The following is a 26,193-nucleotide window of genomic DNA, read 5'->3' as shown; positions in this document are numbered from 1 at the left end:
GGTAGCTTTGAAGTTGTTACTGCACCAACTTCCGGTGCGGGAAGGGGCGCAACATGAATGAGTCAGAGCGTTCTGAAGCGTACGGGACACCCGGTGCGTCCGGGATGTCCAGCGATGACGCCGCCGAATTGGAAGAGCTGCGACGCGAAGCCGCGCTTCTGCGTGAGCAGCTCGAGAACGCGGTAGGGCCGCAAAGCGGACTCCGCAGCGCCCGCGATGTACACCAACTCGAGGCGAGGATCGACTCGCTCGCGGCCCGCAACGCAAAACTGATGGAAACCCTCAAAGAGGCCCGTCAGCAGTTGCTGGCGCTGCGCGAAGAGGTGGACCGGCTTGGCCAGCCGCCGAGCGGCTACGGCGTGCTTCTTTCCGTGCAGGACGACGACACCGTCGACGTGTTCACTTCCGGCCGCAAGATGCGGTTGACGTGCTCGCCGAACATCGACACCAAATCGCTCAAGCAGGGCCAGACCGTGCGCCTCAACGAGGCACTCACAGTGGTCGAAGCCGGCAACTTCGAAGCGGTCGGTGAGATCAGCACGCTGCGCGAGATCCTGTCCGACGGGCACCGCGCGCTCGTGGTCGGCCACGCCGACGAGGAGCGCATCGTGTGGCTGGCCGAGCCGTTGGTGGCCGCCGAGTTCCTGCCCGAACTCGAGGTGATCGACGACGACGACGACCACCGGCCTCGCAAGTTGCGTCCCGGCGACTCGCTGCTCGTCGACACCAAGGCCGGGTATGCGTTCGAGCGCATTCCCAAGGCCGAGGTCGAGGATCTGGTGCTCGAAGAGGTGCCCGACGTCAGCTACAACGACATCGGCGGCCTCGGCAGGCAGATCGAGCAGATCCGCGACGCCGTCGAGTTGCCGTTCCTGCACAAGGAGCTGTATCGCGAGTACTCGCTGCGGCCACCGAAGGGCGTGCTGCTGTATGGCCCGCCCGGCTGCGGCAAGACGCTGATCGCCAAGGCGGTGGCCAACTCGCTGGCCAAGAAGATGGCCGAGGTCCGTGGCGACGACGCCCGCGAGGCGAAGTCCTACTTCCTCAACATCAAGGGCCCGGAACTGCTGAACAAGTTCGTCGGCGAGACCGAGCGCCACATCCGGCTGATCTTCCAGCGCGCCCGCGAGAAGGCGTCCGAGGGCACCCCGGTGATCGTGTTCTTCGACGAGATGGACTCGATCTTCCGCACCCGCGGGACCGGTGTTTCGTCGGACGTCGAGACCACGGTTGTCCCGCAGCTGTTGAGTGAGATCGACGGCGTCGAGGGGCTGGAGAACGTCATCGTCATCGGCGCCTCCAACCGCGAGGACATGATCGACCCGGCGATCCTGCGGCCCGGCCGTCTGGACGTCAAGATCAAGATCGAGCGCCCGGACGCCGAAGCGGCACAGGACATCTTCAGCAAGTACCTGACCGAGGAACTGCCGGTGCACGCCGACGATCTCGCCGAGTTCGGCGGCGACCGGGTCGCATGCCTGAAGGCGATGATCGAGAAGGTCGTGGACCGGATGTACGCCGAGATCGACGACAACCGGTTCCTGGAGGTCACCTATGCCAACGGTGACAAGGAAGTCATGTACTTCAAGGACTTCAACTCCGGCGCGATGATCCAGAACGTGGTCGACAGGGCGAAGAAGAACGCGATCAAGTCGGTGCTCGAGACGGGCCAGCCGGGTCTGCGCATACAGCATCTGCTGGACTCGATCGTCGACGAGTTCGCCGAGAACGAGGACCTGCCCAATACCACCAATCCCGATGACTGGGCCCGGATCTCGGGCAAGAAGGGCGAGCGGATCGTGTACATCCGCACGTTGGTCACCGGCAAGAGTTCGTCGGCAAGCCGCGCCATCGACACCGAGTCGAACCTGGGTCAGTACCTGTAGGTCTCAACTGCCGCGAGGGTGCGTGTCTGTACACGGACACGCACCCTCGCGGCGTGCAGTCTGCGCACACTCGCTAGGTCAGCAGCGTGTACGAACGAGCCGTTGAAAAGCAGTGCCCGAGCGAACATGTCGGAGCCGCGTCCTGGACGTCGTCAAACTATTGTGCCCGCCGCACGGTGTTTCCACGGAACTTGAAACCCGGCATCGATCGACCGGTGTATCGCTGAGCCATACGCTCAACCGTGGGTTATTCATTGCGCCCGAGCGCCCTTGAGCATTATCACCCGGGTGAATCGTGCTCAGGGGTGAAGACAGATGGGCCAGGGCCCGGCGATGCTTACTACTGACAAACTGTGCAACGTCGACCACGCAAGTCGCGCCATGACGTCTCAAGCTCGGTTCAGCAGTGGCCGCGGAGCGTAACGGAGAAGAGGAGGGATGAACTGCGCGACTTCCAGGAGCCCTACGCCGAAAAGCACGCGCAGTTGGTCGTTTTGGGTCGGCGCACGCGTCGACCGGGGCGCGGCCATAACGATGGAGCGCCGACCATCGTGCCGAGTCTTGAAATTTGCACGGCGCCTTTCACGGGAGGTCGTCGAGGCGATGGTCGCCTCGACCGTGCGGCCGGGGATCGTTGACGGCCACCAGCAGTCCCTGTGTTCCGGTGGTGTAATACGGCACTACTACCGAAGCGGTCAGCCGATATCGCGTTGTATTTCGGTGGGATCGGCCCTGGAGCCATCATCGCCGGGAGCGCGGCGGGCCACGAAGAACGGGCTGAGTGCTGGCGCGAAAGTCGCCGCAGCAAGACAGATTCGACGGGACCGTGCGCTGCGTTACTACTCGGGATGGAGAATCCGCGCGAGATCTCCACGGCTATAGCCCCAGCCGTCTACCACGCCGCAGTCCCGGACGCCGTGGCCACGAAGGGACACCACGTGGATAGCGGAATACCAAGCAGGAGAGAGAAATTGAGCGAGGCCCCACTTCACCGTCAACCGCAGAAGGCGAAACCGACCACCTCGGTTGTGATCATCGGCAGCGGGTTCGCCGCTTACGAGTGCGCGCGCCGACTAGCCCGACGGTTAGACAGGACGCGCGCCTCGGATGTGCCTGTTGGCACTCGATGAAGCATGCGGTGGCTGGTTTCGTCGTGTTGTTTGAGCGTGGCCAAAGGCCACACCTTCGCTCAGGCCAGCAACGCTGTGCTGGTGGGCTTTTGGTGGCGGCCACGATTGTCCGGCCCGCTGATCGGACTGGTGCTCAGCGCAATGGATGAGCTCGATCGGATCGCCGCCGACGTCCTCGGCATCACGCTGCGGCCCGCGCAGCGCCGAGCCCTCGCCGCGCTGACCACCACCGGCGATACCCTGGCGGTGTTGCCGACCGGCAGCGGCAAGAGCGCGATCTATCAGGTCGGCGGGTGCGCGCTCGGCGGGCTGACAGTGGTGGTGTCGCCCCTGATTGCCCTGCAACGCGACCAGTTGCGGTCGATGACCGCCCGCGGGTCTGTGCGAGCGGTCATGCTCAACTCCGCGCAGCACCACGCCGACCGGGTCTCATCGCTGGAGGCCGTGGCCAAGGGCGAGGTCGACTTCGTCATGCTCGGGCCCGAGCAGCTAGCCAACGCCGAGACGTTGGCCGCTATCCGGGGCAACCCCCGGCGCATCACGCTGGTCGCAGTCGACGAGGCCCACCTCATTAGCGAGTGGGGCCACGACTTCCGGCCCGACTATCTCCGACTGGCCGACGTGGTGGAGGCTGCCGGGCGCCCGCCGGTGCTCGCGCTGACCGCGACCGCCGCTCCGCCGGTGCAGGCCGACATCACCCGCCAGCTGCGGATGCGCCACCCGAAGATTATCGTGGCCGACTTCGACCGGCCCGACATCTCGCTCGCCGTGCGTCGGGCCCGGCACGACCTTCCGGAGGCTCAGGCTGTCGACGATCGCACGGTCGAGGTCGTCCTCGCCCACGACGGTCCGGCTCTGGTTTACGCGCTGAGTCACGCACGCTGCGAGAGCCTCGCCGAACGGCTGCGGCGCCAGGCATACCGGGCCGAGCCCTATCACGCCGGGCTGCCGGCGGCCCGCCGCAGCGAGGTGCAGGACGCATTCTTCGCTGGGAAGCTCGACGTGGTGGTGGCCACCAGTGCGTTCGGCATGGGCATCGACAAGCCGGACGTGCGCACGGTCGTGCACGCCGGGGTGCCGGGCAGCCTCGACGAGTACTACCAGCAGATCGGCCGGGCCGGACGCGACGGCCGGTCCGCTACGGCGGTACTGGTCTACGACCCAAGAGCCGTACGCATTCCGCGCCTGCTCGCGGCCCGCTCGAAGATGGGCGACGCGCCGGTCCACTCGGTCATCGACGCGATCGAGGCGGCCAGCGGGCCCGTCACCGTCAAGGCGCTGGCCGAAGCGAGCCAGGTGAGCCGGGTTGCGGTGTCCCGGGTCGTCGACGAACTGCTCGAGCTCGGCCTGGTCAAGCCGGATGGCAACGACGCGATCATGGCCGCGCCGATGGGTGACGCGCTCCGCCAAGTGACCGCGGCCGGCAACCGCCGTCAGGCGATCCTCCGCTCGCGCATCGAGGCAGCCCGCGGCTACGCCGAGACCACCCACTGCCGGCGGGCGGAACTGCTGGGTTACTTCGGCGAGCAGTACGAGCCTCCGTGCGGCTCGTGCGACAACGACGAGCACCCGCCGGCTCCTCCAACGTCCGCCACTCAGCCACCGGTCGCCGGACTCCGGGTGCGGCACAAGCTGTGGGGCCAGGGCACGCTGCTCAGCCGCGACAGCCATGAGTTGGTGATCGCCTTCGACTCCGTCGGCTACCGGCATCTGACAGCGACGTCGCTCACGAACGGGCTGCTCACGCAGGACGACTCGTGAGGAACTGCCGATCGACGTCGATGATCGTGAAGGTCGTCGATCGGGCGAAGAAGGGCGAAGAAGAACGCGATCACGTCGGTGCTCGAGACCGGTCAGCCCAGGCTTGCGTATCCAGCATCTGCTGCACACGATCGCTACGCCAGCAGCGTGTACGAATCGGCAAGGTCGTCCTGCGTCACGCAGGCGTCAATGGTCGTCGTGTCGACACGCAGTGGCGTCGACGGGGTCCGCGCCTGGAAACGCCACCCGTCGGGAACCGAGAGCCGACCCGCAAGCGCAGGCAGATCCGCGAGTGCCAGTCCGCGATCGACGGTCTGGCTGTAGGTCTGCATGACCCAGCGTCTGCCGTCGGGATCGACGAGTTCGTAGATCTCGCGGCCCGAGTCGAAGACGAACACCGCCCTACGGTCGACCCGGTTGACGTGGTAAGGCGCCGGATTCATCGACGCGAGCTTCACGGTCGCCTGGCGGACCATCTCGAGGCCGCCGAATGTCTTGTGCTGCTGCGCTTCTCGGCTCCTCTTGCCGATGCTGCTCATCAGCCAGTATCGGGGCCCGTTGAGCAATGCGGCGGCGGCGCCGTTGTCGGCCGCGATCGCCCGCGCGTCGAGTCTGTTCCACACGTCTGCGGGGCAGTCGTTGAGCGGGAAGGTGTTGTAAACGGTTGCCTCGGGGCCGTCATCGGTGGTCGATCATCGTGACGTCGTCGGCCATGGGCGGAACGTAACTCTCGCGGGCCGCGAGCGTGCGTGAAATGCCCACAAAACGCGGCGTGTCGGCGGGCAGACACGCACGCTCGCGGAGGGTGGGTTTACGGGTTACGGCGCGGCAACAGCGGCGCGGTAGCGGTGCCGCGCAGTCAACGTCAGTCGGAGGTCGTCGACAAGCGGATCGAAGAACCGCGTCCGGTATTCGTCGTCACTTATCGCCCGTGCACTGAGGTACATAAACGTCAGCGCGGCAAGGAAAAACGTGATCTGGATCAGGGAATCCGGCACGGGGATCGTCATGCCGAGCACGGTGCCGTCGCTGCGGCCGTTGCGCGTCCACTGCACCAGCAGCTCAGGCGACAACAGAATCAGCCCGAGGATCAGGAAGAGTGCGGCCGCCATCGCGGCGACGGCAAGGATCTGGGTGATCAGTGAGCCGGCGACCACGAACATGATGTTCACCCGCTCGACGCGGCTGAGAGGATGGGCCGTCGCGGGATCAGGCATGGACTCAAAAGGCGTGCCCGCCAATCGCACTGAGCGATCGTCCTGGTCGTCGGCCAGCAACATCGGCTTCACTCTGTCGCGCGTCACCGATACGACGAACACCGCCGCGATCGCGATCAGGAACGCCAGCGCCAACCACAGTCGCGTGCGCGAGACGGTGGCCGCCATCAACCAGACGGGGGAATTGAAGAACACGAGGAAGGTCAGCAACAGCAGCGGAAGCGCGCGGGTCACCATCGACCCCGCCGCCGCCAAATTGGTAGTCGTCATCTGCACGGCCCAGGCCATGATCGAACCCGCACCGCACCCGGTGAGCGCCAGGATGGCCCCGATCACGATTGCTTCGAGGATGAGGTCAACGAACACCCGCGGGCTGGGTCCGCCGAGAATGCCGCCGACGACCGCGACCGCGACCGCGACCGTCGCCGCCACGGTGCGACCCCGCACAGTGGAGATACGCGACACCAACCACCCGACCACCACGGCCACTGGCAGCACGAGGACAAGCAGGGCAAGGACGAACCATTCCGTGCGCGTCGGGTGACCGTCGATATCGATCGTGTGCTGACCGGTGGTGGCGACGACGACGGCGGAGTTGACCATGAAGACCGCGAACGCGGCCAGCGCGGGCGCCGAACGCGGCCACAGTCGTCGCACCAACGCTCCGGGCCGCAACACCGCGGGCAGCCCGCGGTCGAGGAACCACGCGTCGGCGGCCCGCCGCTGTGACACGTCAATCATGGAGAGCCCGCCGATCGGGTGTGGACGTCAGTTGAATCGCCGCCCGCCACAGCAGCAGCCCGGTCTGCACACCGACGGCGATCGACATCATCGCGATCAGGGTCGCGGTGAACACCGCGGTGCTGTGCGTGCCGAGCAGTTGGGTGACCCCCATGAAGCCCAGGGAGCCGGGGACCAACAACCAGAAGCCCGGCACCACCAGCGACATGGTCGGTGGCGTGCCGGGGCGGTGAGAGATCGCCAGCGCGAACAGGATCAGCGTCAGGCCGCCGCCGAATCCGCTGGCGTAGCTGCCCAGGACCGCGTTGCCGATCCACTGGCCGCCGTAGGCCACGTACAACATCAGCACCATCCACGGCAGGAACGTCGTCGGCGGCGCGTAGTTCAGCCAGATCCCGATGGCGTACACCAGCACCCCGAGAAATGGCGCCCATGGCCCGAGCCGGTTGTACTGGGTCGTGACGAGCGCGGCGTCGGCGACGCCTGCGATCTGCGCCGCGATCAGGATGCCGAAGGCCAACTGGGCGATCTGCATGAAGCCCGCCACCAACCTGCTGGCTCCGGACACCACATGCTGGGTGGTCAATTCGATGACCGCAAGCGTGATCGCCGCGCCAGGCAGGAACGTGGCGAGCGGCGCCGCGAGCGCCCGCAGGCTGTCGGTTCCGACGTGGTAGCGGTTCTCGAAGGTGAACACGATCAGTGCGACCAGAAACGCGCAGATGGTCGGCAACATGTGGCCGACCGCCTCGACGCGGCGGCCGACCACGGCAAGGCCTCCGACAAGCAGACCGAGGATTGCGGCGCCGTAGAGGCTCCACGGCGTCGGCTGCAGGATCAGTGCCAGCCCGACGCTTTGTACGGCATAGCCGACGATGGTGACCGACAGCGGAAACCGGTTGTCCAGGTTGCGAATTCGCTCGAGTTCGGCCATGCCCTCGTCGGGGCTGACCGTTCCTGACGGTGCCCGTGCCACCAACGTGGCCAGGGGGAAGGACTGGTCATAGCGCACCGTGAAATTCGGGTTGGCGATGTAGACGCCCGCACCCGACGGGCTGCCCACCTGAACGTAGTTGGGCAGCGCAAGGAACTCGTGGTCCAGTCCGTATGCGCGGGCGGTCTGTTCCATCACGCCGCGCACCATCGTGACGGGATAGTTCGCCGCAGCCATGGCTGCACCGAGTGCGGCTACGAACTGGGGCGCGGCCACATCGCGTTGCTCTGATGGCACGGTCGCAGGCTACTGCCCGGCGTCCCCTAGGCTGGGCACATGCAAAGGATTATCGGCACCGAGGTCGAGTACGGCATATCCTCGCCGTCCGATCCGACCGCGAATCCGATTCTGACGTCCACCCAGGCGGTGCTGGCGTACGCGGCCGCCGCGGGAATTCAGCGCGCCAAGCGCACCCGCTGGGACTACGAGGTGGAGTCGCCGCTGCGCGACGCCCGCGGGTTCGACCTCAGTCGCTCCGCGGGCCCGCCGCCCGTGGTGGACGCCGACGAGGTCGGTGCGGCGAACATGATCCTCACCAACGGCGCCCGGCTGTACGTCGACCACGCGCACCCGGAGTACTCCGCACCGGAGTGCACCGATCCACTGGACGCGGTCATCTGGGACAAGGCAGGTGAGCGGGTGATGGAGGCCGCCGCGCGGCACGTCGCCAGCGTGCCGGGGGCCGCCAAGCTGCAGCTTTACAAGAACAATGTGGACGGCAAGGGCGCCTCGTACGGCTCGCACGAGAACTACCTGATGTCGCGCCAGACGCCGTTCTCCGCGGTGATCGCCGGCCTGACCCCGTTCCTGGTGTCGCGGCAAGTGGTCACGGGTTCGGGTCGGGTCGGCATCGGGCCGTCGGGTGACGAGCCAGGCTTTCAGCTGTCACAGCGCTCCGACTACATCGAGGTCGAGGTCGGACTGGAGACCACCCTCAAGCGCGGCATCATCAACACCCGCGACGAACCGCATGCCGACGCCGACAAGTACCGGCGGCTGCACGTGATCATCGGCGACGCGAACCTGGCCGAAACGTCGACCTACCTCAAACTCGGCACGACCTCGCTGGTGCTCGACCTCATCGAAGAGGGGATGGACCTCACCGATCTGGCGCTGGCGAGGCCCGTGCATGCGGTGCACGTCATCAGTCGCGACCCGTCGCTGCGCGCCACGGTCGCGCTGTCCGACGGCAGGGAGCTGACAGCCCTTGCGCTGCAACGGATATACCTCGACCGGGTGGCCAAGCTGGTGGACAGCCGCGATCCCGATCCACGCGCGGCCGACATCGTCGAGACATGGGCGAACGTGCTCGACCTGCTGGAGCGCGATCCGATGGAGTGCGCCGAGATCCTGGACTGGCCCGCGAAGCTGCGGCTGCTGGAGGGCTTCCGGCAGCGGGAGAACCTGAACTGGTCGGCACCGCGGCTGCACCTGGTGGATCTGCAGTATTCCGACGTACGGCTGGACAAGGGGCTGTACAACCGGCTGGTGGCGCGTGGGTCGATGAAGCGCCTGGTCACCGAGCAGCAGGTGATCGACGCGGTCGACAACCCACCGACCGACACCCGCGCCTACTTCCGTGGCGAATGCCTGCGCCGGTTCGGCGCCGACATCGCCGCCGCGAGCTGGGACTCGGTGATCTTCGATCTCGGCGGCGATTCGCTCGTGCGGATTCCAACACTGGAGCCGCTGCGGGGCAGCAAGGCGCACGTCGGGGCGCTGCTCGACTCCGTCGACACCGCCGTCGAACTGGTGGAACAGCTCACCCAGTAGACGTGCTATCCAAGGCAAACCCGACGTCGAACGGTAGGGTGGAGTGACGGCGGGCGCAGTGAGCCCGCCGATGACTATCAGGAGGCAGCGATGGCTCAGGAGCAGACCAAGCGTGGTGGCGGCGGCGGCGACGACGACGACCTCACCGGCAGCACTGCCGCCGGCCAAGAGCGTCGCGAGAAGCTGGCCGAGGAAACCGACGACCTGCTCGACGAGATCGACGACGTTCTCGAGGAAAACGCCGAGGACTTCGTCCGCGCATATGTCCAGAAGGGTGGACAGTGACCTGGCCAAACCGCGAACAGCTGGCCGTCTCGTCACCCCTTCTAGGAGCACCCTCCGTTCCCGTGGATTTGTCGTCCTTCTCTGATTTGCTGCGCCGTCAGGCGCCCGAACTCCTGCCCGTGAACAGGTACGCCGTTCCGGCCGACGCCCCGTCCGATCACTTGCCGCACGGCACCACGATCGTCGCGCTGAAGTTTCCCGGCGGCGTGGTCATGGCGGGCGACCGCCGCTCCACCCAGGGCAACATGATCGCGGGCCGCGACGTGCAGAAGGTGTACATCACCGACGACTACACGGCCACTGGCATCGCGGGCACCGCGGCTATCGCCGTCGAGTTCGCCCGCCTCTACGCCGTCGAACTCGAGCACTATGAGAAGACCGAAGGCGTGCCGCTGACGTTTCGCGGCAAGGTGAACCGGCTCGCGACCATGGTGCGCGGCAATCTCGGCGCGGCGCTGCAGGGCTTCGTCGCGCTGCCCCTGCTGGCTGCCTACGACCTCGACGATCCGGATCCGCAGGCGGCAGGTCGCATCGTGTCGTTCGACGCGGCGGGCGGCTGGAATCTCGAGGAGGAGGGCTACCAGTCGGTGGGCTCGGGCTCGATCTTCGCGAAGTCGTCGATGAAGAAGCTGTATTCACAGGTGAGCGACGGCAATTCAGCACTTCGCGTCGCCGTGGAAGCGTTGTACGACGCGGCCGACGACGACTCCGCGACCGGCGGACCCGACCTGGTCCGCGGCATCTACCCGACCGCGGTGATCCTTCAAGCCGAGGGCGCCGAGGAGGTGCCCGAGACGCGGATCGCCGAGTTGGCCCGCGAGGTCATCGAAAACCGGTCCCGCTCAGACACATTCGGCCCCGACGCGCACCGTAGCGCCGACGCGCGAGGAGACTCGTGAGCTTTCCATACTTCATTTCGCCCGAGCAGGCGATGCGCGAGCGTTCGGAGCTCGCGCGCAAAGGCATCGCCCGTGGCCGCAGCGTGGTGGCGCTGGCCTATGCCGGCGGCGTGCTGTTCGTCGCGGAGAATCCGTCGCGCTCACTGCAGAAGGTCAGCGAGCTCTACGACAGGGTCGGCTTCGCCGCCGTCGGGCGGTTCAACGAGTTCGACAACCTGCGTCGCGGCGGCATCCAGTTCGCCGATACCCGCGGCTACGCCTACGACCGTCGCGACGTGACGGGCAGGCAGCTGGCCAACGTATATGCGCAGACGCTTGGCACGATCTTCACCGAGCAGGCCAAGCCGTACGAGGTCGAGCTCTGCGTGGCAGAGGTGGCGCACTTCGGCGAGACCAAACCGCCTGAGCTCTACCGGATCACCTACGACGGGTCGATCGCCGATGAACCGCACTTCGTGGTGATGGGCGGCACCACCGAGCCGATCGCCACGGCGCTCAACGAGTCCTACTCGGAGAACCTCGAATTGTCCGATGCGGTCAAGGTCGCTGTCGAAGCGCTGAAAGCGGGCGGCAACGGCAGTGCAGAACCGCGCACGCTCGGGCCGTCGACGTTGGAGGTCGCGATCCTGGATGCCAACCGCCCTCGCCGGGCGTTCCGTCGGATCACCGGTTCCGCGTTGGAAGCTGTTCTGCCAGCGCAGGATTCAGACGCGAAGCAGTCGGACGGCGACTAGCTGTTCGCCATGGCCGAGTTGGTGACGCCGGAAGCGCCGATCCTGCCTTGGCCGCGGATCCTGCGGCAGCAATGGCTCAACCTGTCGTTCCTGCATTGGACGGTCGAGCCCGCGGATATCGCTCACCTTTATCCGGCGGGAACCGAACCGGACACCTTCGAGGGCCGTAGCTTCGTCGGCGTCGTGCCGTTTCAGATGTCGCTGTTCGGCACGTTCCTCGAGACCAACGTCCGGTTGTATTCGGTGGACGGCACGGGCCGACGCGGGGTGGTGTTCCTGTCCTTGGACACCAACAGGCCCGATATCGTCGCAGGCGGCCGCCTGGTCGGCGCGCCATACCGATGGGCCCGGATGAGCTACCGGCGCAGCGGCGACCTCCGCGTCTACACCTCGACGCTGCGATGGCCGAACGTCTCCGCATCGAGTTCCATCGAAGTACGAGTGGGTGATTCGCTGACCTGCGGGCCGCTCGAGCACTATCTGAACGCGCGGTGGGGTGCCCATGTGGTGCGCGCCGGCCGAACCTGGTATGTGCCCAACGAGCATCCGGTGTGGAGGATGCGCAGTGCCGAGTTGGTCGACTTCCGCGACGACGGCCTTCTGCAGTCGGTGGCGCTCGGCGCTCTCGGCGGGCGGTCGCCCGACCATGTGGCGTTCAGCGACGGTGTCGCGGCCCGATTCGGGCGGCCGGTACTGGCGTCGACCCCGCGGGCCGTCTAGAGGACCGCGCGTACCGCCTGCTCGAAACCAGCGACGTGCTCGGAGGCCAGTTTGGCCGCCAGGTCGGCGTCGCCGTCGATGATGGCCCGTAGCAGCGCCACGTGTTCGGTGACGTGCTCGGCGACATTCGACAACCGGTCGAGGAACAGGCACCAGATGCGGGTGGCGTGGGCGTCCTGGCAGACCAGCACATCTTCGAGATACGGGTTGCCCGACGCCTTGTAGATCGCGGTGTGCACCCGGACGTCGAACCGCAGCAGCGTGCGCGGGTCATCGGTCGGATCCAGCTTGGCGATGTCGTCGGCGAGGTCCGACAGCTTGGTCCTGGTCTCCTGGGAGGCGGCGGTGGCGGCGCGCGCGGCGACGACGGGTTCCAGTTGCTTGCGGATCTCCTGTATGTGGGCGAGGTCGGTGATGTCGACCGTGGTGGCGAACGTGCCGCGGCGGGGATATGCGATCACCAGACGGTCGCGCTCCAGGCGCTTGAGGGCCTCACGCACCGGGGTACGGCCGAACCCGAGTTGTCGGGCCAGGCCCTCGTCGTTGATCGGTTCGCTGGGGCGGATGTCGAGCATGACGAGCCGTTCGCGAATGATCTGATACGCCAGGTCGGCGTTGGACTGAGTAGCGCCCTCGCTGGTCTCGACCAGGTCCACACTCATCGGCTGTCTCCTGTCCGATTGACCCTTGACGTGCACATCAACGTACCATACTGTGCTCCACAACTGATATATCAGTTACATGACGACTGTTCGATGGAGAGCCGCGTGAGTCAACTGGCGCCGGGTGCGCATCTGCCCGATCATCCCGACTTCCTCTGGCGCAATCCCGAGCCGAAGCGGTCCTATGACGTCGTCGTCATCGGCGGTGGCGGACACGGGCTGGCGACCGCGCACTACTTGGTGAAAAACCACGGCATCAACAACGTGGCCGTGCTGGAGAAGGGTTGGCTCGCGGGCGGCAACATGGCCCGCAACACCACCTTGATCCGGTCGAACTATCTGTGGGATGAAAGCGCTGCGATTTATGAGCATTCGCTCAAGCTGTGGGAAGGCCTCGAGGACGACCTCGGCTATCCGATCCTGTTCAGCCAGCGCGGCGTGCTCAACCTGGCCCACAGCCTGCAGGACGTTCGCGACAGCGTCCGGCGCGTCGAGGCCAACGTGCTCAACGGCATTGACGCCGAATGGCTGGAACCGGACGAGGTCAAGAAGATCTGCCCGATCGTCAACATCTCCACCGATCTGCGTTACCCGGTGCTCGGGGCGACGTACCAGCCGAGGGCGGGAATCGCCAAACACGACTATGTCGCTTGGGGTTTCGCGCGTCGGGCCGATGCGGCCGGCGTCGATCTGCTGCAGGGCTGCGAGGTCACCGACTTCGTCACCGACGGGGACCGCGTCACCGGGGTGCGCACCACACTCGGTGACATTGCGGCAGGCCAAGTGGCGATGTGCGCGGCCGGTCACACCTCGGTGCTCACCGACATGCTCGGGTTCCGGGTGCCGTTGCAGAGCCACCCGCTGCAGGCTCTGGTCTCCGAGTTGCTCGAGCCGGTCCATCCGACCATCGTGATGTCCAACGCCGTGCACGTCTATGTGTCGCAGGCGCACAAGGGCGAGCTGGTGATGGGTGCGGGCATCGACTCCTACAACGGCTACGGGCAGCGCGGCGCCTTCCACATCATCGAGCGGCAGATGGCTGCGGCCGTCGAACTGTTTCCGATTTTCGCAAGGGCGCACCTGTTGCGGACCTGGGGCGGCATCGTCGACACCACGCCAGACGCCTCACCGATCGTCGGCCGCACCCCATACCGCAACGTGTATCTCAACTGTGGTTGGGGTACAGGCGGATTCAAAGCCACTCCCGGGATCGGCTGGTGCATGGCCGACACCATCGCCAACGACGAGCCGCACCCGTACGTGGCTCCGTTCCATCTGGACCGCTTCGTCACAGGAGCGCTGGTCGACGAACACGGCGCCGCCGCCGTCGCGCACTGAGACTTCGAAAGGCTGGAGCAGCAATGCAACTCATCGAATGCCCCTACTGCGGGCCAAGGGAAGAGACCGAATTCCATTACGGCGGCCAGGCGCACGTCGCTTACCCCGACGATCCGTACGCGCTGACCGACGAACAATGGGCACACTATGTGTTCTTCCGCGCCAACCCCAAGGGCAAGTTCGCCGAGCGGTGGGTGCACAGCGCCGGGTGCCGTCGCTGGTTCAACGCCGTGCGCGACACCGCCACCTATCGCTTCGAAAGCGTCTACCGCATCGATGACCCGAAGCCGGTGATCTCGTGACCGCGCCGTTCCGCACCGCGAAAGGCGGCCGCATCGACCGCGGCACGCGATACGAATTCACCTTCGGCGGACGCACCTACACCGGCCATCGCGGTGACACGCTGGCGTCGGCGCTGCTGGCCAACGGCGTGCACAAGATCGCGACAAGCGTCAAACTGGGCCGCCCGCGCGGCATCTGCGCGGCGTGGGCCGAAGACACCGGGGGACTGGTGCAGATCGAGGCCCCGTTCCCCGAGCCCATGCTGCTTGCCTCGACGGTGGAACTGTACGACGGACTTGTCGCCCGCGGGCTGCCGGGACAAGGCAAGCTGGCCGACATCGTCGACTCCGCGCGCTATGACGCCATGCATGCGCACGCCGACCTGCTCGTGGTCGGCGCCGGGCCTGCCGGTCTGACTGCGGCGCTGACTGCGGCGAGGTCGGGAGCCAGGGTGGTGCTGGTCGACGAGCAGTCCGAAGCCGGTGGTTCGATGCTCGGCAGCGCCGACCAGATCGACGGCGTCGACGCGCTGGATTGGGTGCGGGCCGCGGTCGACGAGTTGGCGACGTACCCCGAGGCGCGGCATCTGCAGCGCACCACCGCGTTCGGTCACTACGACGACGGCTTCGTGCTCGCGCTTGAACGGCGCACCGACCACCTGGGCGCCGCCGCTCCTGCCGCCCTTTCACGCCAGCGGGTGTGGCGCATCCGGGCCAAGCACGTGCTGATCGCGACCGGCGCGCACGAGCGGCCGATCGTGTTCGCCGACAACGATCTGCCGGGAATCATGCTGGCGCACAGCGCCAGAACCTTCCTGCATCGCTACGGTGTGTTGGTCGGGCACACCACGGTGGTGTTCACCACCAACGACAGCGCCTATGCCGCGGCCTTCGACCTCGTCGATGCAGGTGTGCAGATCCAGACGATGGTCGACGCCCGCGGCGAGGTGCCCGATGTGCTGCGCAGCGAATGCGACCGCAGGGGCATTCCGGTGCGGGCGGGTGCGGTCGTGACCGGCACACGGGGTGACGAGCGCATCACCGACGCCCTGGTCGCCGACTTCGACGGGTCGAATGTCGTTGTGGGCGAGGATATTCCATGCGACACGCTGTTGGTGAGCGGCGGCTGGAATCCGGCGGTGCACCTGTTCAGCCAGGCGCGCGGGACGCTGCGCTACGACGCGACGCTCGGTGGCTTCGTCCCCGGTGAACACCTCGACGGGGTCAGCGTGGCGGGCGCAGCCAACGGCGTGATGGACTTGGCCGGGTGTCTCCGTGAAGGTCGCGACTCGGCGGTAGCAGCGCTCGGCCTGCCATCGCAGGAGGAGTTGCCGGAGGTGTCCGACACAGCCTGCGGCCCCGGTCTGGTGTTGTGGCGGGTGCCGGGACGCGAACAGGACCAGTACGTCGACATCCAACGTGACGCAACCGTCGCGGACGTGGCGCGCGCGGTCGGGGCAGGCATGCGTTCGGTGGAACACATCAAGCGCTACACCACCATCGGCACGGCACACGATCAGGGCAAGACGTCCGGGGTGATCGCCTCCGGCATCACCGCCGAACTGCTCGGTGTGCCGATCGAGAAGCTGGGCACCACCACGTTCCGGCCGCCCTACACGCCGGTACCGTTCGCCGCGCTGGCCGGCCGCGACCGCGGTGCGTTGTTCGACCCGGAGCGCACCACGGCGCTGCACGACTGGCATGTCGCCAACGGCGCGGTGTTCGAGGACGTCGGGCAGTGGAAGCGTCCGCGGTATTACCCGCAACCCGGCGAGGAAATGGACGACGCGGTGCTGCGCGAATGTGCCGCCGTGCGAACCAGTGTCGGGATACTCGACGGCTCCACACTCGGCAAGATCGACGTGTCCGGCCGCGACGCCGCCGAACTGCTCGACCGCATCTACACCAACCTGATGAGCAGCCTCAAAGTCGGCGCTGTCCGCTACGGCGTGATGTGCGGCGTCGACGGCATGGTGATCGACGACGGCACGGTGATGCGGCTGGCCGAGGACCGGTTCTTGGTGTACACCACCACCGGCGGCGCGGCGAAAATCCTTGACTGGATGGAGGAATGGCTGCAGACGGAATGGCCGCAGCTGCGGGTGTCGCTCGCCTCGGTGACCGATCACATGGCGACGTTCCCGGTGGTCGGGCCGCGGTCGCGCGATGTGATCGGCGCAGTGTTCGGCGACGTCGACGTCACCAACGACGCCTTTCCGTTCATGACGTGGCGCGAGACCACTCTGGACGGGGTGCCCGTGCGGTTGGGCCGGGTCAGCTTCTCCGGTGAGCTGGCCTACGAGGTCAATGTGGATTGGTGGCATGCGGCGGCGGTGTGGGACCGGTTGATGGCGGCAGGCGCCCCCTACGGCATCACGCCGTACGGCACCGAGACCATGCACGTGTTGCGCGCCGAGAAGGGATATCCGATCATCGGTCAGGACACCGACGGCACGGTCACCCCTCACGACCTCGGGATGGCCTGGGCGGTCTCCAAGAAGAAGCCGGACTTCATCGGTAAACGCTCGTTCAGCAGGGTCGAGAACCAGAATCCGCTGCGCAAGCAACTCGTCGGACTGCTGCCGGTCGACACGGTCAGCCGGCTGCCGGAGGGATCGCAGATCGTCGAGTTCTGCGACGGCGATGTGCTTCCACCGCCGCCGGTTCCGATGCTGGGCCACGTCACGTCGAGTTATCGCAGCGCCGAACTCGGTCGCACCTTCGCACTGGCCCTGGTCAAGGCCGGCCAGTCGCGTATCGGCGAGACGTTGCATGTACCCGTCGACGGGGCGCTGATCCCCGTCGAAGTCACTGGTTCGGTGCTGGTCGACCCGGAAGGAGCGCGACGTGATGGTTGACACCATGGAACGCGTCAGCCCGCTGCAGTTCGCGCAACTGCCGGCGGGGATCGTGGAAGAGCCGTTCGTCACGATGGTCGAACTGCGTGTCGACCCGTCTGGGCCCGGTGCGGCGGCCGCCGCCGGCGTGCTCGGTGTTGACCTGCCGACCGCTGCATCGACGTACACCAAAAGTGCTGACACCACAGTGATTTGGCTGGGCCCGGAGGAGTGGCTGGCGACCGGTACCGCACTGGCAGGCCCCGAGTTGGAGAGCCGGCTGCGCGAGGCGCTCGCACCGCACGGCGGCACCGCGGTCGACGTATCCGCGCAACGCACCACGCTGCGGATGCGCGGGCCGCACAGCCGCGACGTGCTGAGCAAAGGCTGCGCCGTCGACGTTCATCCCACGGTATTCGGCCATGGGGCGGCGGCGCAGACGACGTTGGGACGCACCGGCGTCATTCTGTTGGCCGTCGACGACAGCGGTGCCGACTACCGCATCCTGGTCCGCTCGTCGTTCGCCCGCTACGCGGCCGATTGGTTACTCGACGCTTCGCAGGAGTACTCACTATGACCCGTCAGCTCATCGACCCGTTGATGCAGCCGTTCGAACTGAAGAACCTGACGCTGCGGAACCGGGTCGTCAGCACCTCGCACGAACCGGCCTACACCGAAGACGGCATGCCCAAGACGCGCTACCGCCTCTACCACGAAGAGAAGGCGAAGGGCGGCATCGGGCTGACCATGATCGGCGGATCCGCGGTCGTCGCGCCCGACAGCCCGGCCGCATTCGGCAATCTGCACGTCTATAAGGACGAAATCGTGCCCTGGCTCAGGGAACTCGCCGACGGCGTACACGAGCACGGCACGGCAGTGATGTGCCAGATCACCCACCTGGGCCGCCGAACCAGCAACTACGACGGCGACTGGCTGCCGGTGGTGTACCCCTCGCCGCTGCGGGAGCCGGCGCACCGGGCGTTCCCGAAGGTGGCCGAGGAATGGGATATGGACCGCATCGTGCGGGCCTACGCCGATGCCACCATCCGCTGCCGCGAAGCCGGCCTTGACGGCGTGGAGATCGAGGCCTACACCCACTTGCTCGACGCGTTCTGGTCACCGCTGACCAACCACCGTGACGACGAGTTCGGCGGCAGCCTCGAAGCCAGGATGCGCTTCCCTCTGCGGGTGATTCGCGCGGTGCGTGAGGCGGCGGGGCCCGAGTTCGCCGTCGGAATCCGGATGTCCTTCGACGAGGAGATGCCCGGCGGCCTCGGCCGTGAGGAGGGGCTCGCGATCGCGCATCAGGTGGTCGCTGCGGGTGTCGATTTCATCAGCATCATCCGCGGGTACATGGCCAGCGACGAGGCGCTGTCCCGGGTCATTCCGCCGATGGGCACGCCCGTTGCACCGCATCTGGAGTTCGCGGGCGAGATCAAGCGCCAGGTGGGCGTCCCGGTCATGCATGCCTCCCGCATCAACGATGTGGCCACTGCCAGGCACGCCATCAGGGACGGCCTTCTCGACCTGGTCGGGATGACCCGTGCGCACATCGCCGATCCGCACATCGTTGCGAAAATCCAAGCGGGAGAGGAAGACCGGATCAGACCGTGCGTCGGCGCAAGCCTCTGCCTCGACGAGATCTATCAGGCCCGCGACGCCAAATGCATCCACAACCCTGCGACCGGGCGGGAGGACCGGTTGCCGCACCACGTGCCGCAGGCGACGGGTGAACCGCGCAGGGCCGTCGTCGTCGGCGCCGGCCCCGCGGGCCTGGAAGCCGCGCGGGTGCTCGGTCTGCGGGGACACCGGGTGGTGGTGCTGGAAGCCAGCGACGCTGCGGGCGGCCAGATTCGGCTGGCGTCGTCGTCGCCGCGACGGCGCGATCTCATCGGCATCATTGATTGGCGACTGGCCGAGTGCAAGCACCTCGATGTCGACATCCGGTTCAACACCTATGCCGAGGCCGACGACGTCCTCGCCGAAGAACCCGACCTTGTGGTGGTCGCGACCGGCGGCGTGCCGAACACTGAATTCCTCACCGAGGGCGCGCAACTGGTCTCCGACGGCTGGGACGTGTTGAGCGGCGCGTTCCGGGTCAAAGGTGATGTGCTGCTGTTCGACGACAACGGGCAGCACCCCGGCCTGGATGCCGCAGAGGTGCTGGCACGGGCGGGTGCGAACATCGAATTCGTCACGCCGGAGCGGGTGCTTGCCCCCGACGTCGGCGGCGTGAACTACCCCGGCTACTTCAAGGTGTTCGCCGAACACGACGTGCGCGTCACGCTGAACGAGCGGTTGACCGCGGTGCGCCGCAAGGACGGCCGGCTGGAAGCCGATCTGTACAACGAATACGCACACGTCACCCGGCAACGCATCGTCGACCAGGTGGTCGTCGAGCACGGCACCCTGCCGTCGGACGAGCTGTACTTCTCGTTGGTGTCGGGCTCGTCGAACCTCGGTGAGGTGGACCAGCAGGCGCTTCTCGAGCTCAACCCTCAGCGCGTGCAACGCAATCCAGCGGGTCGTTATCAGCTGTTCCGCATCGGCGACGCGGTGGCAAGCCGCAACATCCACGCGGCGGTATACGACGCGTACCGGTTGTGCCTGGCGCTGTAAGCATCGTTCACTACACTTCAGAAAGGTCTCTCCATGCCACAACAGGTTCAGGGTGTCATCGCCCGCAGCAAGGGCGCCCCGATCGAACTGGTCGACATCGTCGTCCCCGATCCCGGGCCGAACGATGTGGTCGTGCGCGTTCAGGCGTGCGGGGTGTGCCACACCGATCTGACGTACCGCGACGGCGGCATCAATGACGAGTTCCCGTTCCTACTGGGCCACGAAGCGGCGGGCGTCGTCGAATCGGTCGGCAGTGCGGTCACCCACGTGGAGGTCGGCGACTTCGTCGTATTGAACTGGCGGGCGGTGTGCGGCGACTGCCGGGCATGCAAGCGGGGCAGGCCGTGGTATTGCTTCGACACCTTCAACGCCAGTAAGCCGATGACACTGACGGACGGCACCGAGTTGACGCCTGCGCTCGGGATCGGCGCGTTCGCGGACAAAACCCTTGTGCACGAAGGGCAGTGCACGAAGGTCGACCCGAACGCCGACCCCGCGGTGGTCGGTCTTCTCGGCTGCGGCGTGATGGCCGGTCTCGGTGCGGCGGTCAACACCGGCAACGTGTCGCGCGGCGACTCTGTCGCGGTGATCGGATGCGGTGGCGTGGGCGACGCCGCGATCGCCGGGGCCAGGCTGGCGGGCGCGTCACCGATCATCGCGATCGACCGCGACGCCAAGAAACTGCAGATCGCAAGGGAATTGGGCGCCACCCACACCATCGATGCGTCGAAGGTGGACGCGGTCGAGGCGGTCCAGGAATTGACCGGCGGCTTCGGCGCCGACGTCGTGATCGACGCGGTCGGCCGCCCCGAGACCTGGAAGCAGGCCTTCTATGCGCGCGATCTGGCGGGCACCGTGGTGCTGGTGGGCGTGCCGACTCCGGACATGACGCTGGAGATGCCGCTGATCGACTTCTTCTCCCGCGGCGGCGCGCTGAAGTCGTCGTGGTACGGCGACTGCCTACCCGAGCGCGACTTCCCAACCCTGGTGGACCTGTACCAGCAGGGCCGGCTGCCGCTGGACAAGTTCGTCAGCGAGCGCATCAAGCTCGACCAGGTCGAGGACGCGTTCACGACCATGCACCGCGGCGAGGTGCTGCGGTCGGTGGTCGTGCTCTGAGCCCGCGCCGATTCCCCGAAGCTACGCTTTCTGACGGGATTTCACGTGATTCCCGTCAGAAACCGTAGTCTCGGCGTTCTCGACTAGCTTCTGATCCGCGTCATCTCCGGATCGACGAGCGGTTCGGCCGCCACGGTGGCGGCGACGCGCCGGTCGAAATACTGGATCTCGATGTGGGTGCCTTCCGTCGCGGAGGCGGGCAGCCAGGCGTAAGCGACCGGCGCGCCGACGGTGTGGCCGAACGCCGCACTGGTGACGTATCCGGCCGGCCTGCCGTCGACGAACACGGGCTCACCGCCCATCACGACCGATACGCGGTCATCGATGACCACGGTCATCAGGCGTCGCTGGATCGTGGAATCCGAAACACCTTGCAACGCGGTCCATCCGATGAAGTCGGTCTTCTCGGCGGACACGGCGAAACCCAGACCCGCCTCGTACGGGTTGTGCTCGGTCGTCATGTCGGTGCCCCATGACCGGTAACCCTTCTCGATCCGAAGGCTGTTGAAGGCGGCGCGTCCGGCGGCGATGACGCCATGCTTCTGGCCTTCCGCCCACAGCACGTCCCAGAGCCGCAGCCCGTACTCGGCGCTGGTGTACAGCTCCCAGCCCAGTTCACCGACATAGGACAGCCGCATGGCGGTGACCGGAACACCGCCGATGCGAACGGGTTTGGTGCGGAAGTACTTGAAGCTCTCGTTGGAGAAGTCGTCGTGGCTGAGGGCCGAGGCGATATCGCGTGCCCGCGGACCCCACAGGCCGATGCAGCAGGTGGCCCCGGTGATGTCGCGCACCTGTACGCCGGCGTCGGCGGCGGCATGTCGACGGAAGTAGTCCAGGTCGATGTTGCCGTTGGCCCCGACCTGGAAACGGTCCTGGGCCAGTCGGGCAACGGTGAGGTCGCTGCGGACGCCGCCTGCGTCGTCGAGGAGAAGTGTGTAGGTCACCGAGCCGACCGACTTGTCCATCTTGCCGGTGGTCAGTCGCTGCAATAGCGGCAGCGCTCCCGGCCCGGCGATCTCCAGTCGCTTGAGCGGCGTCATGTCGTACATGGCGACCGAGGTGCGGGTGCGCCAGGCTTCCGCCGCCGCGATCGGCGAGTGGAATTGGCTCGACCAGTCGTCGCGGGGCGGCGGCGTCCACGCGGACGGAAGGTGTTGCAGCAGAGGAGCATTGGCCTCATACCAGTGCGGACGCTCCCAGCCCGCGCTCTCCAGGAACACCGCGCCGAGCTCTTTCTGCCTGACATGAAACGGACTCACCCGCAGATCGCGCGGCGACAGCCGGGGCTGCAGCGGATGCAGGATGTCGTAGACCTCGATGAAGTTCTGTTGCGACGTCTCGGCGACGTAGTCGGGCGCGAGCTGGATTTCTTCGAATCGGTGCACATCGCAGGTGTGCACATCGGTGTCACTGCGCCCGTCGACCAGCAGTTGTGCGACCGCGCGCGCGACACCGGCCGAGTGCGTCACCCATACGGCCTCGGCGATCCAGAACCCGGAGATGTCAGAGGATTCGCCGATCAGCGGGCCACCGTCAGGGGTGAACGAGAAGATCCCGTTGAAGCCGCTGTCGACCTTGGCGCGCTCGAGGCAGGGCAGCAACAGCTTGCACTGTTCCCATGGGCCGACGAAGTCCTCATCGGTGAACGGCAGCATCGAGGGCATGCTCGACGCGGAAACGTCCGCGGCGTCGGTGAGGTCGCGCAGGTCCACCGGCATCGGCCGGTGGGCGTAGGACCCGATACCGAGACAATCGACGACCTCTCGGAAATAGAGATCCTGGTCCTGGTGGCGCAGGATCGGCAGGCCTGCTTCGCTGGCTTCGGTGTTGCGCCCGACCAATTGCGGAATCTGGTCGGTCTTGACGTACTGGTGCGCCAGAGGCAACAGCGGAACGTCCATGCCCACCATCGCCCCGACGTCGGGCCCCCAGAACCCCGCGCATGACACCACGATGTCGGCGGGGACGGTGCCCTCCTGGGTGGTGACCCCGGTGACGTGTCCGCCGCTGTGCTCGATGCCGGTGACCTTGGTCGAGTCGCGGAATACTGCGCCGCGCGCCTGGGCGCGCCGGACAAGCGCAACTACGACGCGCGGCGCTTTGGCCAGCCCATCGGTCGGCACGTACAGTCCGCCAAGGATTTTCGACTCGTCGAGCAGCGGATGCATGCGCAGGCAGTCGTCGGGCTCCAGCACCGTTGCCTCGACGCCCCAGGATGTCGCCCAGCCCTGGCGCCGATGCAGTTCGGCGAGGCGTTGCGGTGTCGTCGCCACCTCCAGGCCGCCGACGTGGTTGAAGCACCATTGGCCGTCGAGGTCCATGGCGGCGAACTTCTCGACGGTGTATCTGGCGAAGTCGGTCATCGCCTTGGTGGCGTTGGTCTGGAAAACGAGACCAGGCGCGTGCGACGACGACCCGCCGGTCAGCGGCAGCGGACCCTGATCCAGCACGGTCACCCGGTCCCAGCCGCGCGCGGTGAGTTCGTCGGCCAGATTCGCGCCGACGATGCCCGCGCCGATGATGACGACACGCGGAGTAGTCATGAATTCCTTCTAGAGGATGCCGAGAGTCGGAAATATGACGACTCTCGCCCGATTTCCGTCACAGTTCCGACGTTCGGCGGTCAACTGACGTCGCTTGGCTGTTGTTTGGGCTGATGCCGGTAGAACGGCACGGTCGCCGGCGCCAACGGCGTGTTGCCGAGGATCAGGTCGGCAGCCTTCTCGGCGACCATCATCACGGGCGCGTAGATGTTGCCGTTGGTGACGTACGGCATGACCGACGCGTCAACGACTTTCAGGCCTTCGATGCCGTGCACGCCCATCGTCTCGGGGTGGGTCACCGACATGTCGTCGGTGCCCATCTTGGCCGTGCACGACGGGTGCAGCGCGGTTTCGGCATCCCGCGCGACCCAGTCGAGGATTTCCTCGTCGGTCTCCACGCTCGGCCCCGGCGAGATCTCGCCGCCGTTGAACGGCGCCATCGCCGGTTGGTTCAAGATGTTGCGGGCCACCCGAATGGACTCGATCCACTCGCGGCGGTCCTGCTCGGTGGACAAATAGTTGAACTGTAGGGCGGGATGCACTTTCGGGTCGCGGCTGACGATCTTGCACGTGCCGCGGGCGTCGGAGTACATCGGGCCGACGTGCACCTGGTAACCGTCGCCGCCCTCTGGCTGGGAGCCGTCATAGCGGACGGCGATCGGCAGGAAGTGGAACATCAGGTTCGGATACGCGACATCGTCGTTGCTGCGTACGAAGCCCCCGCCCTCGAAATGATTTGTCGCACCTGGCCCTCGGCGCAGGAACAACCAGTTGGCGCCGATCCACGGTCGGTAGCGCCACTTCAGATACTTCTGCATGGTCACCGGTTGCTTGCAGGCGTACTGGATGTACACCTCCAGGTGGTCCTGCAGGTTCTCGCCGACGCCCGGCAGGTCGTGCACCACGTCGACGCCCAGCGCCGCGAGTTCGGCCGCGTTGCCGACACCGGACAGCTGCAGCAGTTGCGGGCTGTTGATGGCACCGCCGCACAGGACGACCTGGCCGGCGTTGACCCGCTTGGCGGCACCGCGGCCGCGCGTGTACTCGACGCCGACCGCACGCTTGCCTTCGAAAACGATTCGTTCGACGAATGCCCGAGTCAGAACGTCGAGATTCGGTCGGTTCATCACCGGATGCAGATAGGCCCTGGCCGCCGACAGTCGCCTGCCGTTGCGGATGTTGCGGTCGAACTTGGCGAAACCCTCTTGGCGGTAGCCGTTTACGTCGTCGGTGCGGGGATACCCAGCCTGTTCGCCCGCGGTGAAGAAGGCTTCGAACAACGGGTTGACGGCGGGGCCGCGCTCGAGCGCGAGCGGACCGCTGTGGCCACGATATGGATCGTCGGGCGTGGCGGCCAAACAGTTCTCCATCCGGTTGAAGTACGGCAGGCAGTGGGCGAAGTCCCAATTGCCCATGCCGGGGTCGGCGCCCCAGCGTTCGTAATCCATCGGATTGCCGCGTTGGAAGATCATCCCGTTGATGCTGCTCGACCCTCCTAGCACTTTGCCGCGGGCGTGGTAGATGCGCCTGCCGTGCATGTGCGGTTCGGGTTCGGACTCGTATTTCCAGTCGTAGAACCGGCTTCCGATCGGGAACGGCAACGCCGCGGGCATGTGAATGAACACATCCCACAACGAATCGTTGCGTCCCGCCTCGAGGACAAGGACCTTGTTGGCCGGGTCGGCCGAGAGGCGGTTGGCGAGCGCGCAACCCGCCGATCCGCCGCCGACGATTACGAAGTCATACCGTGTGGATGCATTTCCGGCCATCGCTGTCCTCCTGGAATCCTGGATAAAGGCTAGTGGCTAAGAAGCGTGATACGCATCAAGTTCCTCTATGTGCAACGACGTCTCGTATAGTTGCGCTGTGGGCAACGAGCGGGGTGAGAGCGGTGGGGGCGTGCAATCCGTCGACCGCGCCATCAGCGCGCTGGAGATCCTGGCGCAACGGGGGGAGGCCGGCGTCAGCGAAGTCGCCGCGGACATCGGCGTGCACAAGTCGACGGCGTTCCGGCTGCTCGCGGCGCTCGAGGAGCGAGAACTCGTCGAGCAGACCCAGGAACGCGGTAAGTACCGTCTGGGCTTCGGCATCCTGCGGCTCGCCAGCGCGGTGCCCGGTCAACTCGACGTCACCCATCAGGCACGCGCCATCTGCGAGCAGTTGGCCGCCCAACTCGGGGAGACCGTCAACATCGCGGTGCGACGCTCGCATTTCGTCGTCAACATCGACCAGGCGCGGGGCCCGAGTGCGGTCGCTACTCACAACTGGGTGGGCGAGCTGACACCGCTGCATGCGACGTCGAGCGGCAAGGTCCTGCTCGCTCATATGGCGCCGGACGAACGTCGAAAGGTGTTGTCCGCCTCGGGGCTCGCTCGGCTCACCCCGCACACGATCACGTCGCAGCGGCAGCTCGAGGAGCAGGTGGAAGCGGCCGCGCGAGACGGTTACGCATGCTCTCTGCAGGAACTGGAAGAAGGACTCAACGCGGTCGCCGCGCCGGTGCGCGACCACACGGGCGAGGTGATCGCGGCGCTGTCCGTGTCGGGCCCGGTGTACCGGTTCACCGAGGAGCGGATGCGTGAGGTGACCCCTGACGTCGTCGCTGCCGCCGCGGCGATCAGCAACCGGATGGGCCACCTCGACTGACACCA

Annotated in this window: 19 protein-coding genes and 2 pseudogenes; 15 read left to right on the top strand and 6 right to left on the bottom strand. The window is 66.5% G+C overall.

Going from position 1 to position 26,193, the window contains the following annotated elements; all coding sequences use genetic code 11:
• Positions 1-53 precede the first annotated feature (53 nt).
• The 3 genes and pseudogenes from arc to ACGFK1_RS15110 all read left to right on the top strand — a co-directional run.
• Positions 54-1,886 (top strand): proteasome ATPase, encoded by a 1,833-nt coding sequence (gene arc, locus ACGFK1_RS15120; protein WP_393430275.1) that lies wholly within the window; start codon positions 54-56, stop codon positions 1,884-1,886.
• Between the two features lie 1,166 nt (positions 1,887-3,052).
• A complete protein-coding gene (locus ACGFK1_RS15115) occupies positions 3,053-4,777 on the top strand; it encodes a RecQ family ATP-dependent DNA helicase (RefSeq protein WP_393430272.1) in 1,725 nt (574 codons plus the stop codon).
• Positions 4,778-4,828: 51 nt separating this feature from the next.
• A pseudogene (locus ACGFK1_RS15110) lies at positions 4,829-4,910 on the top strand (hypothetical protein); the annotation flags it as partial.
• A 1-nt stretch (position 4,911) separates the two neighbouring features.
• Here ACGFK1_RS15110 and ACGFK1_RS15105 read toward each other — a convergent pair.
• The 3 genes and pseudogenes from ACGFK1_RS15105 to ACGFK1_RS15095 all read right to left on the bottom strand — a co-directional run.
• A pseudogene (locus ACGFK1_RS15105) lies at positions 4,912-5,460 on the bottom strand (hypothetical protein); the annotation flags it as partial.
• 135 nt (positions 5,461-5,595) lie between these two features.
• A complete protein-coding gene (locus tag ACGFK1_RS15100) occupies positions 5,596-6,735 on the bottom strand; it encodes a hypothetical protein (protein WP_393430269.1) in 1,140 nt (379 codons plus the stop codon).
• Positions 6,728-7,966, bottom strand: a complete 1,239-nt coding sequence (locus ACGFK1_RS15095) for a threonine/serine exporter ThrE family protein (protein WP_393430266.1) — start codon at positions 7,964-7,966, stop codon at positions 6,728-6,730. Before ACGFK1_RS15095 ends, ACGFK1_RS15100 begins: the two co-directional genes overlap by 8 nt.
• 39 nt (positions 7,967-8,005) lie before the next feature.
• Here ACGFK1_RS15095 and dop point away from each other — a divergent pair, with 39 nt between their 5' ends.
• From dop to ACGFK1_RS15070, 5 genes are all read left to right on the top strand, one after another.
• A complete protein-coding gene (gene dop, locus ACGFK1_RS15090; RefSeq protein ID WP_393430263.1) occupies positions 8,006-9,502 on the top strand; it encodes a pup deamidase/depupylase in 1,497 nt (498 codons plus the stop codon).
• A gap of 90 nt (positions 9,503-9,592) precedes the next feature.
• Positions 9,593-9,787 carry a ubiquitin-like protein Pup gene (locus tag ACGFK1_RS15085; RefSeq protein ID WP_083739627.1) on the top strand — a complete coding sequence of 65 codons (195 nt, stop codon included), beginning with the start codon at positions 9,593-9,595 and terminating at the stop codon, positions 9,785-9,787.
• Positions 9,784-10,686 (top strand): proteasome subunit beta, encoded by a 903-nt coding sequence (prcB, locus tag ACGFK1_RS15080; protein WP_393430259.1) that lies wholly within the window; start codon positions 9,784-9,786, stop codon positions 10,684-10,686. Before ACGFK1_RS15085 ends, prcB begins: the two co-directional genes overlap by 4 nt.
• A complete protein-coding gene (gene prcA, locus ACGFK1_RS15075) occupies positions 10,683-11,420 on the top strand; it encodes a proteasome subunit alpha (RefSeq protein WP_393430256.1) in 738 nt (245 codons plus the stop codon). Before prcB ends, prcA begins: the two co-directional genes overlap by 4 nt.
• A gap of 9 nt (positions 11,421-11,429) precedes the next feature.
• Positions 11,430-12,140, top strand: a complete 711-nt coding sequence (locus tag ACGFK1_RS15070) for a YqjF family protein (protein WP_393430253.1) — start codon at positions 11,430-11,432, stop codon at positions 12,138-12,140.
• On the opposite strand, the gene ACGFK1_RS15065 is transcribed toward ACGFK1_RS15070, so the two are convergent.
• A complete protein-coding gene (locus ACGFK1_RS15065) occupies positions 12,137-12,802 on the bottom strand; it encodes a GntR family transcriptional regulator (RefSeq protein WP_393430250.1) in 666 nt (221 codons plus the stop codon). The two genes, ACGFK1_RS15070 and ACGFK1_RS15065, sit on opposite strands and share 4 nt — an antisense overlap.
• Before the next feature lie 105 nt (positions 12,803-12,907).
• Here ACGFK1_RS15065 and ACGFK1_RS15060 point away from each other — a divergent pair, with 105 nt between their 5' ends.
• Genes ACGFK1_RS15060 through ACGFK1_RS15035 form a run of 6 tightly spaced genes read left to right on the top strand, consistent with a single transcriptional unit; the run spans position 12,908 to position 20,996 of the window.
• Positions 12,908-14,140 carry a sarcosine oxidase subunit beta family protein gene (locus ACGFK1_RS15060; RefSeq protein ID WP_393430247.1) on the top strand — a complete coding sequence of 411 codons (1,233 nt, stop codon included), beginning with the start codon at positions 12,908-12,910 and terminating at the stop codon, positions 14,138-14,140.
• Between the two features lie 23 nt (positions 14,141-14,163).
• Entirely contained in the window at positions 14,164-14,442 is a 279-nt protein-coding gene (locus ACGFK1_RS15055) for a sarcosine oxidase subunit delta (RefSeq protein ID WP_393430244.1), read from the top strand.
• Positions 14,439-17,279, top strand: coding sequence for a 2Fe-2S iron-sulfur cluster-binding protein (locus tag ACGFK1_RS15050; RefSeq protein WP_393430241.1), 2,841 nt, complete (start codon positions 14,439-14,441; stop codon positions 17,277-17,279). Before ACGFK1_RS15055 ends, ACGFK1_RS15050 begins: the two co-directional genes overlap by 4 nt.
• The gene (locus ACGFK1_RS15045; protein WP_393431212.1) at positions 17,272-17,835 is read left to right on the top strand and encodes a sarcosine oxidase subunit gamma; all 564 of its coding nucleotides are present in this window, start codon (positions 17,272-17,274) and stop codon (positions 17,833-17,835) included. The genes ACGFK1_RS15050 and ACGFK1_RS15045 overlap by 8 nt, the downstream gene beginning before the upstream one ends.
• A complete protein-coding gene (locus tag ACGFK1_RS15040; RefSeq protein WP_393430238.1) occupies positions 17,832-19,877 on the top strand; it encodes an NAD(P)-binding protein in 2,046 nt (681 codons plus the stop codon). The genes ACGFK1_RS15045 and ACGFK1_RS15040 overlap by 4 nt, the downstream gene beginning before the upstream one ends.
• Before the next feature lie 33 nt (positions 19,878-19,910).
• Positions 19,911-20,996: an S-(hydroxymethyl)mycothiol dehydrogenase gene (locus ACGFK1_RS15035; protein WP_393430235.1), complete on the top strand. Its 1,086-nt coding sequence runs from the start codon at positions 19,911-19,913 to the stop codon at positions 20,994-20,996.
• 83 nt (positions 20,997-21,079) lie between these two features.
• Here the strand turns inward: ACGFK1_RS15035 and ACGFK1_RS15030 are convergent, their stop codons facing one another.
• A complete protein-coding gene (locus ACGFK1_RS15030; protein WP_393430232.1) occupies positions 21,080-23,542 on the bottom strand; it encodes an FAD-dependent oxidoreductase in 2,463 nt (820 codons plus the stop codon).
• A gap of 80 nt (positions 23,543-23,622) precedes the next feature.
• On the bottom strand, positions 23,623-25,311 hold the full coding sequence (gene betA, locus ACGFK1_RS15025) for a choline dehydrogenase (RefSeq protein WP_393430229.1): 1,689 nt from the start codon (positions 25,309-25,311) through the stop codon (positions 23,623-23,625).
• A 97-nt stretch (positions 25,312-25,408) separates the two neighbouring features.
• Here betA and ACGFK1_RS15020 point away from each other — a divergent pair, with 97 nt between their 5' ends.
• Positions 25,409-26,188, top strand: a complete 780-nt coding sequence (locus ACGFK1_RS15020) for an IclR family transcriptional regulator (protein ID WP_393430226.1) — start codon at positions 25,409-25,411, stop codon at positions 26,186-26,188.
• The last annotated feature ends 5 nt before the right edge of the window (positions 26,189-26,193 follow it).

The organism is Mycobacterium sp. NPDC048908, from assembly GCF_043197955.1.
Taxonomy (GTDB): Bacteria; Actinomycetota; Actinomycetes; order Mycobacteriales; family Mycobacteriaceae; genus Mycobacterium.
This window is presented reverse-complemented; position numbering and strand designations above follow the sequence as displayed.

Bases quoted from the DNA above. Each gene is read 5' to 3' on its own strand.
- ACGFK1_RS15045 (WP_393431212.1), top strand. From the start codon at position 17,272: ATGGTTGACACCATGGAACGCGTCAGCCCGCTGCAGTTCGCGCAACTG.
- ACGFK1_RS15055 (WP_393430244.1), top strand. From the start codon at position 14,164: ATGCAACTCATCGAATGCCCCTACTGCGGGCCAAGGGAAGAGACCGAA.
- arc (WP_393430275.1), top strand. From the start codon at position 54: ATGAATGAGTCAGAGCGTTCTGAAGCGTACGGGACACCCGGTGCGTCC.
- ACGFK1_RS15065 (WP_393430250.1), bottom strand. From the start codon at position 12,802: ATGAGTGTGGACCTGGTCGAGACCAGCGAGGGCGCTACTCAGTCCAAC.
- ACGFK1_RS15100 (WP_393430269.1), bottom strand. From the start codon at position 6,735: ATGATTGACGTGTCACAGCGGCGGGCCGCCGACGCGTGGTTCCTCGAC.
- ACGFK1_RS15085 (WP_083739627.1), top strand. From the start codon at position 9,593: ATGGCTCAGGAGCAGACCAAGCGTGGTGGCGGCGGCGGCGACGACGAC.
- ACGFK1_RS15035 (WP_393430235.1), top strand. From the start codon at position 19,911: ATGCCACAACAGGTTCAGGGTGTCATCGCCCGCAGCAAGGGCGCCCCG.
- betA (WP_393430229.1), bottom strand. From the start codon at position 25,311: ATGGCCGGAAATGCATCCACACGGTATGACTTCGTAATCGTCGGCGGC.
- ACGFK1_RS15070 (WP_393430253.1), top strand. From the start codon at position 11,430: ATGGCCGAGTTGGTGACGCCGGAAGCGCCGATCCTGCCTTGGCCGCGG.
- dop (WP_393430263.1), top strand. From the start codon at position 8,006: ATGCAAAGGATTATCGGCACCGAGGTCGAGTACGGCATATCCTCGCCG.
- ACGFK1_RS15030 (WP_393430232.1), bottom strand. From the start codon at position 23,542: ATGACTACTCCGCGTGTCGTCATCATCGGCGCGGGCATCGTCGGCGCG.
- ACGFK1_RS15040 (WP_393430238.1), top strand. From the start codon at position 17,832: ATGACCCGTCAGCTCATCGACCCGTTGATGCAGCCGTTCGAACTGAAG.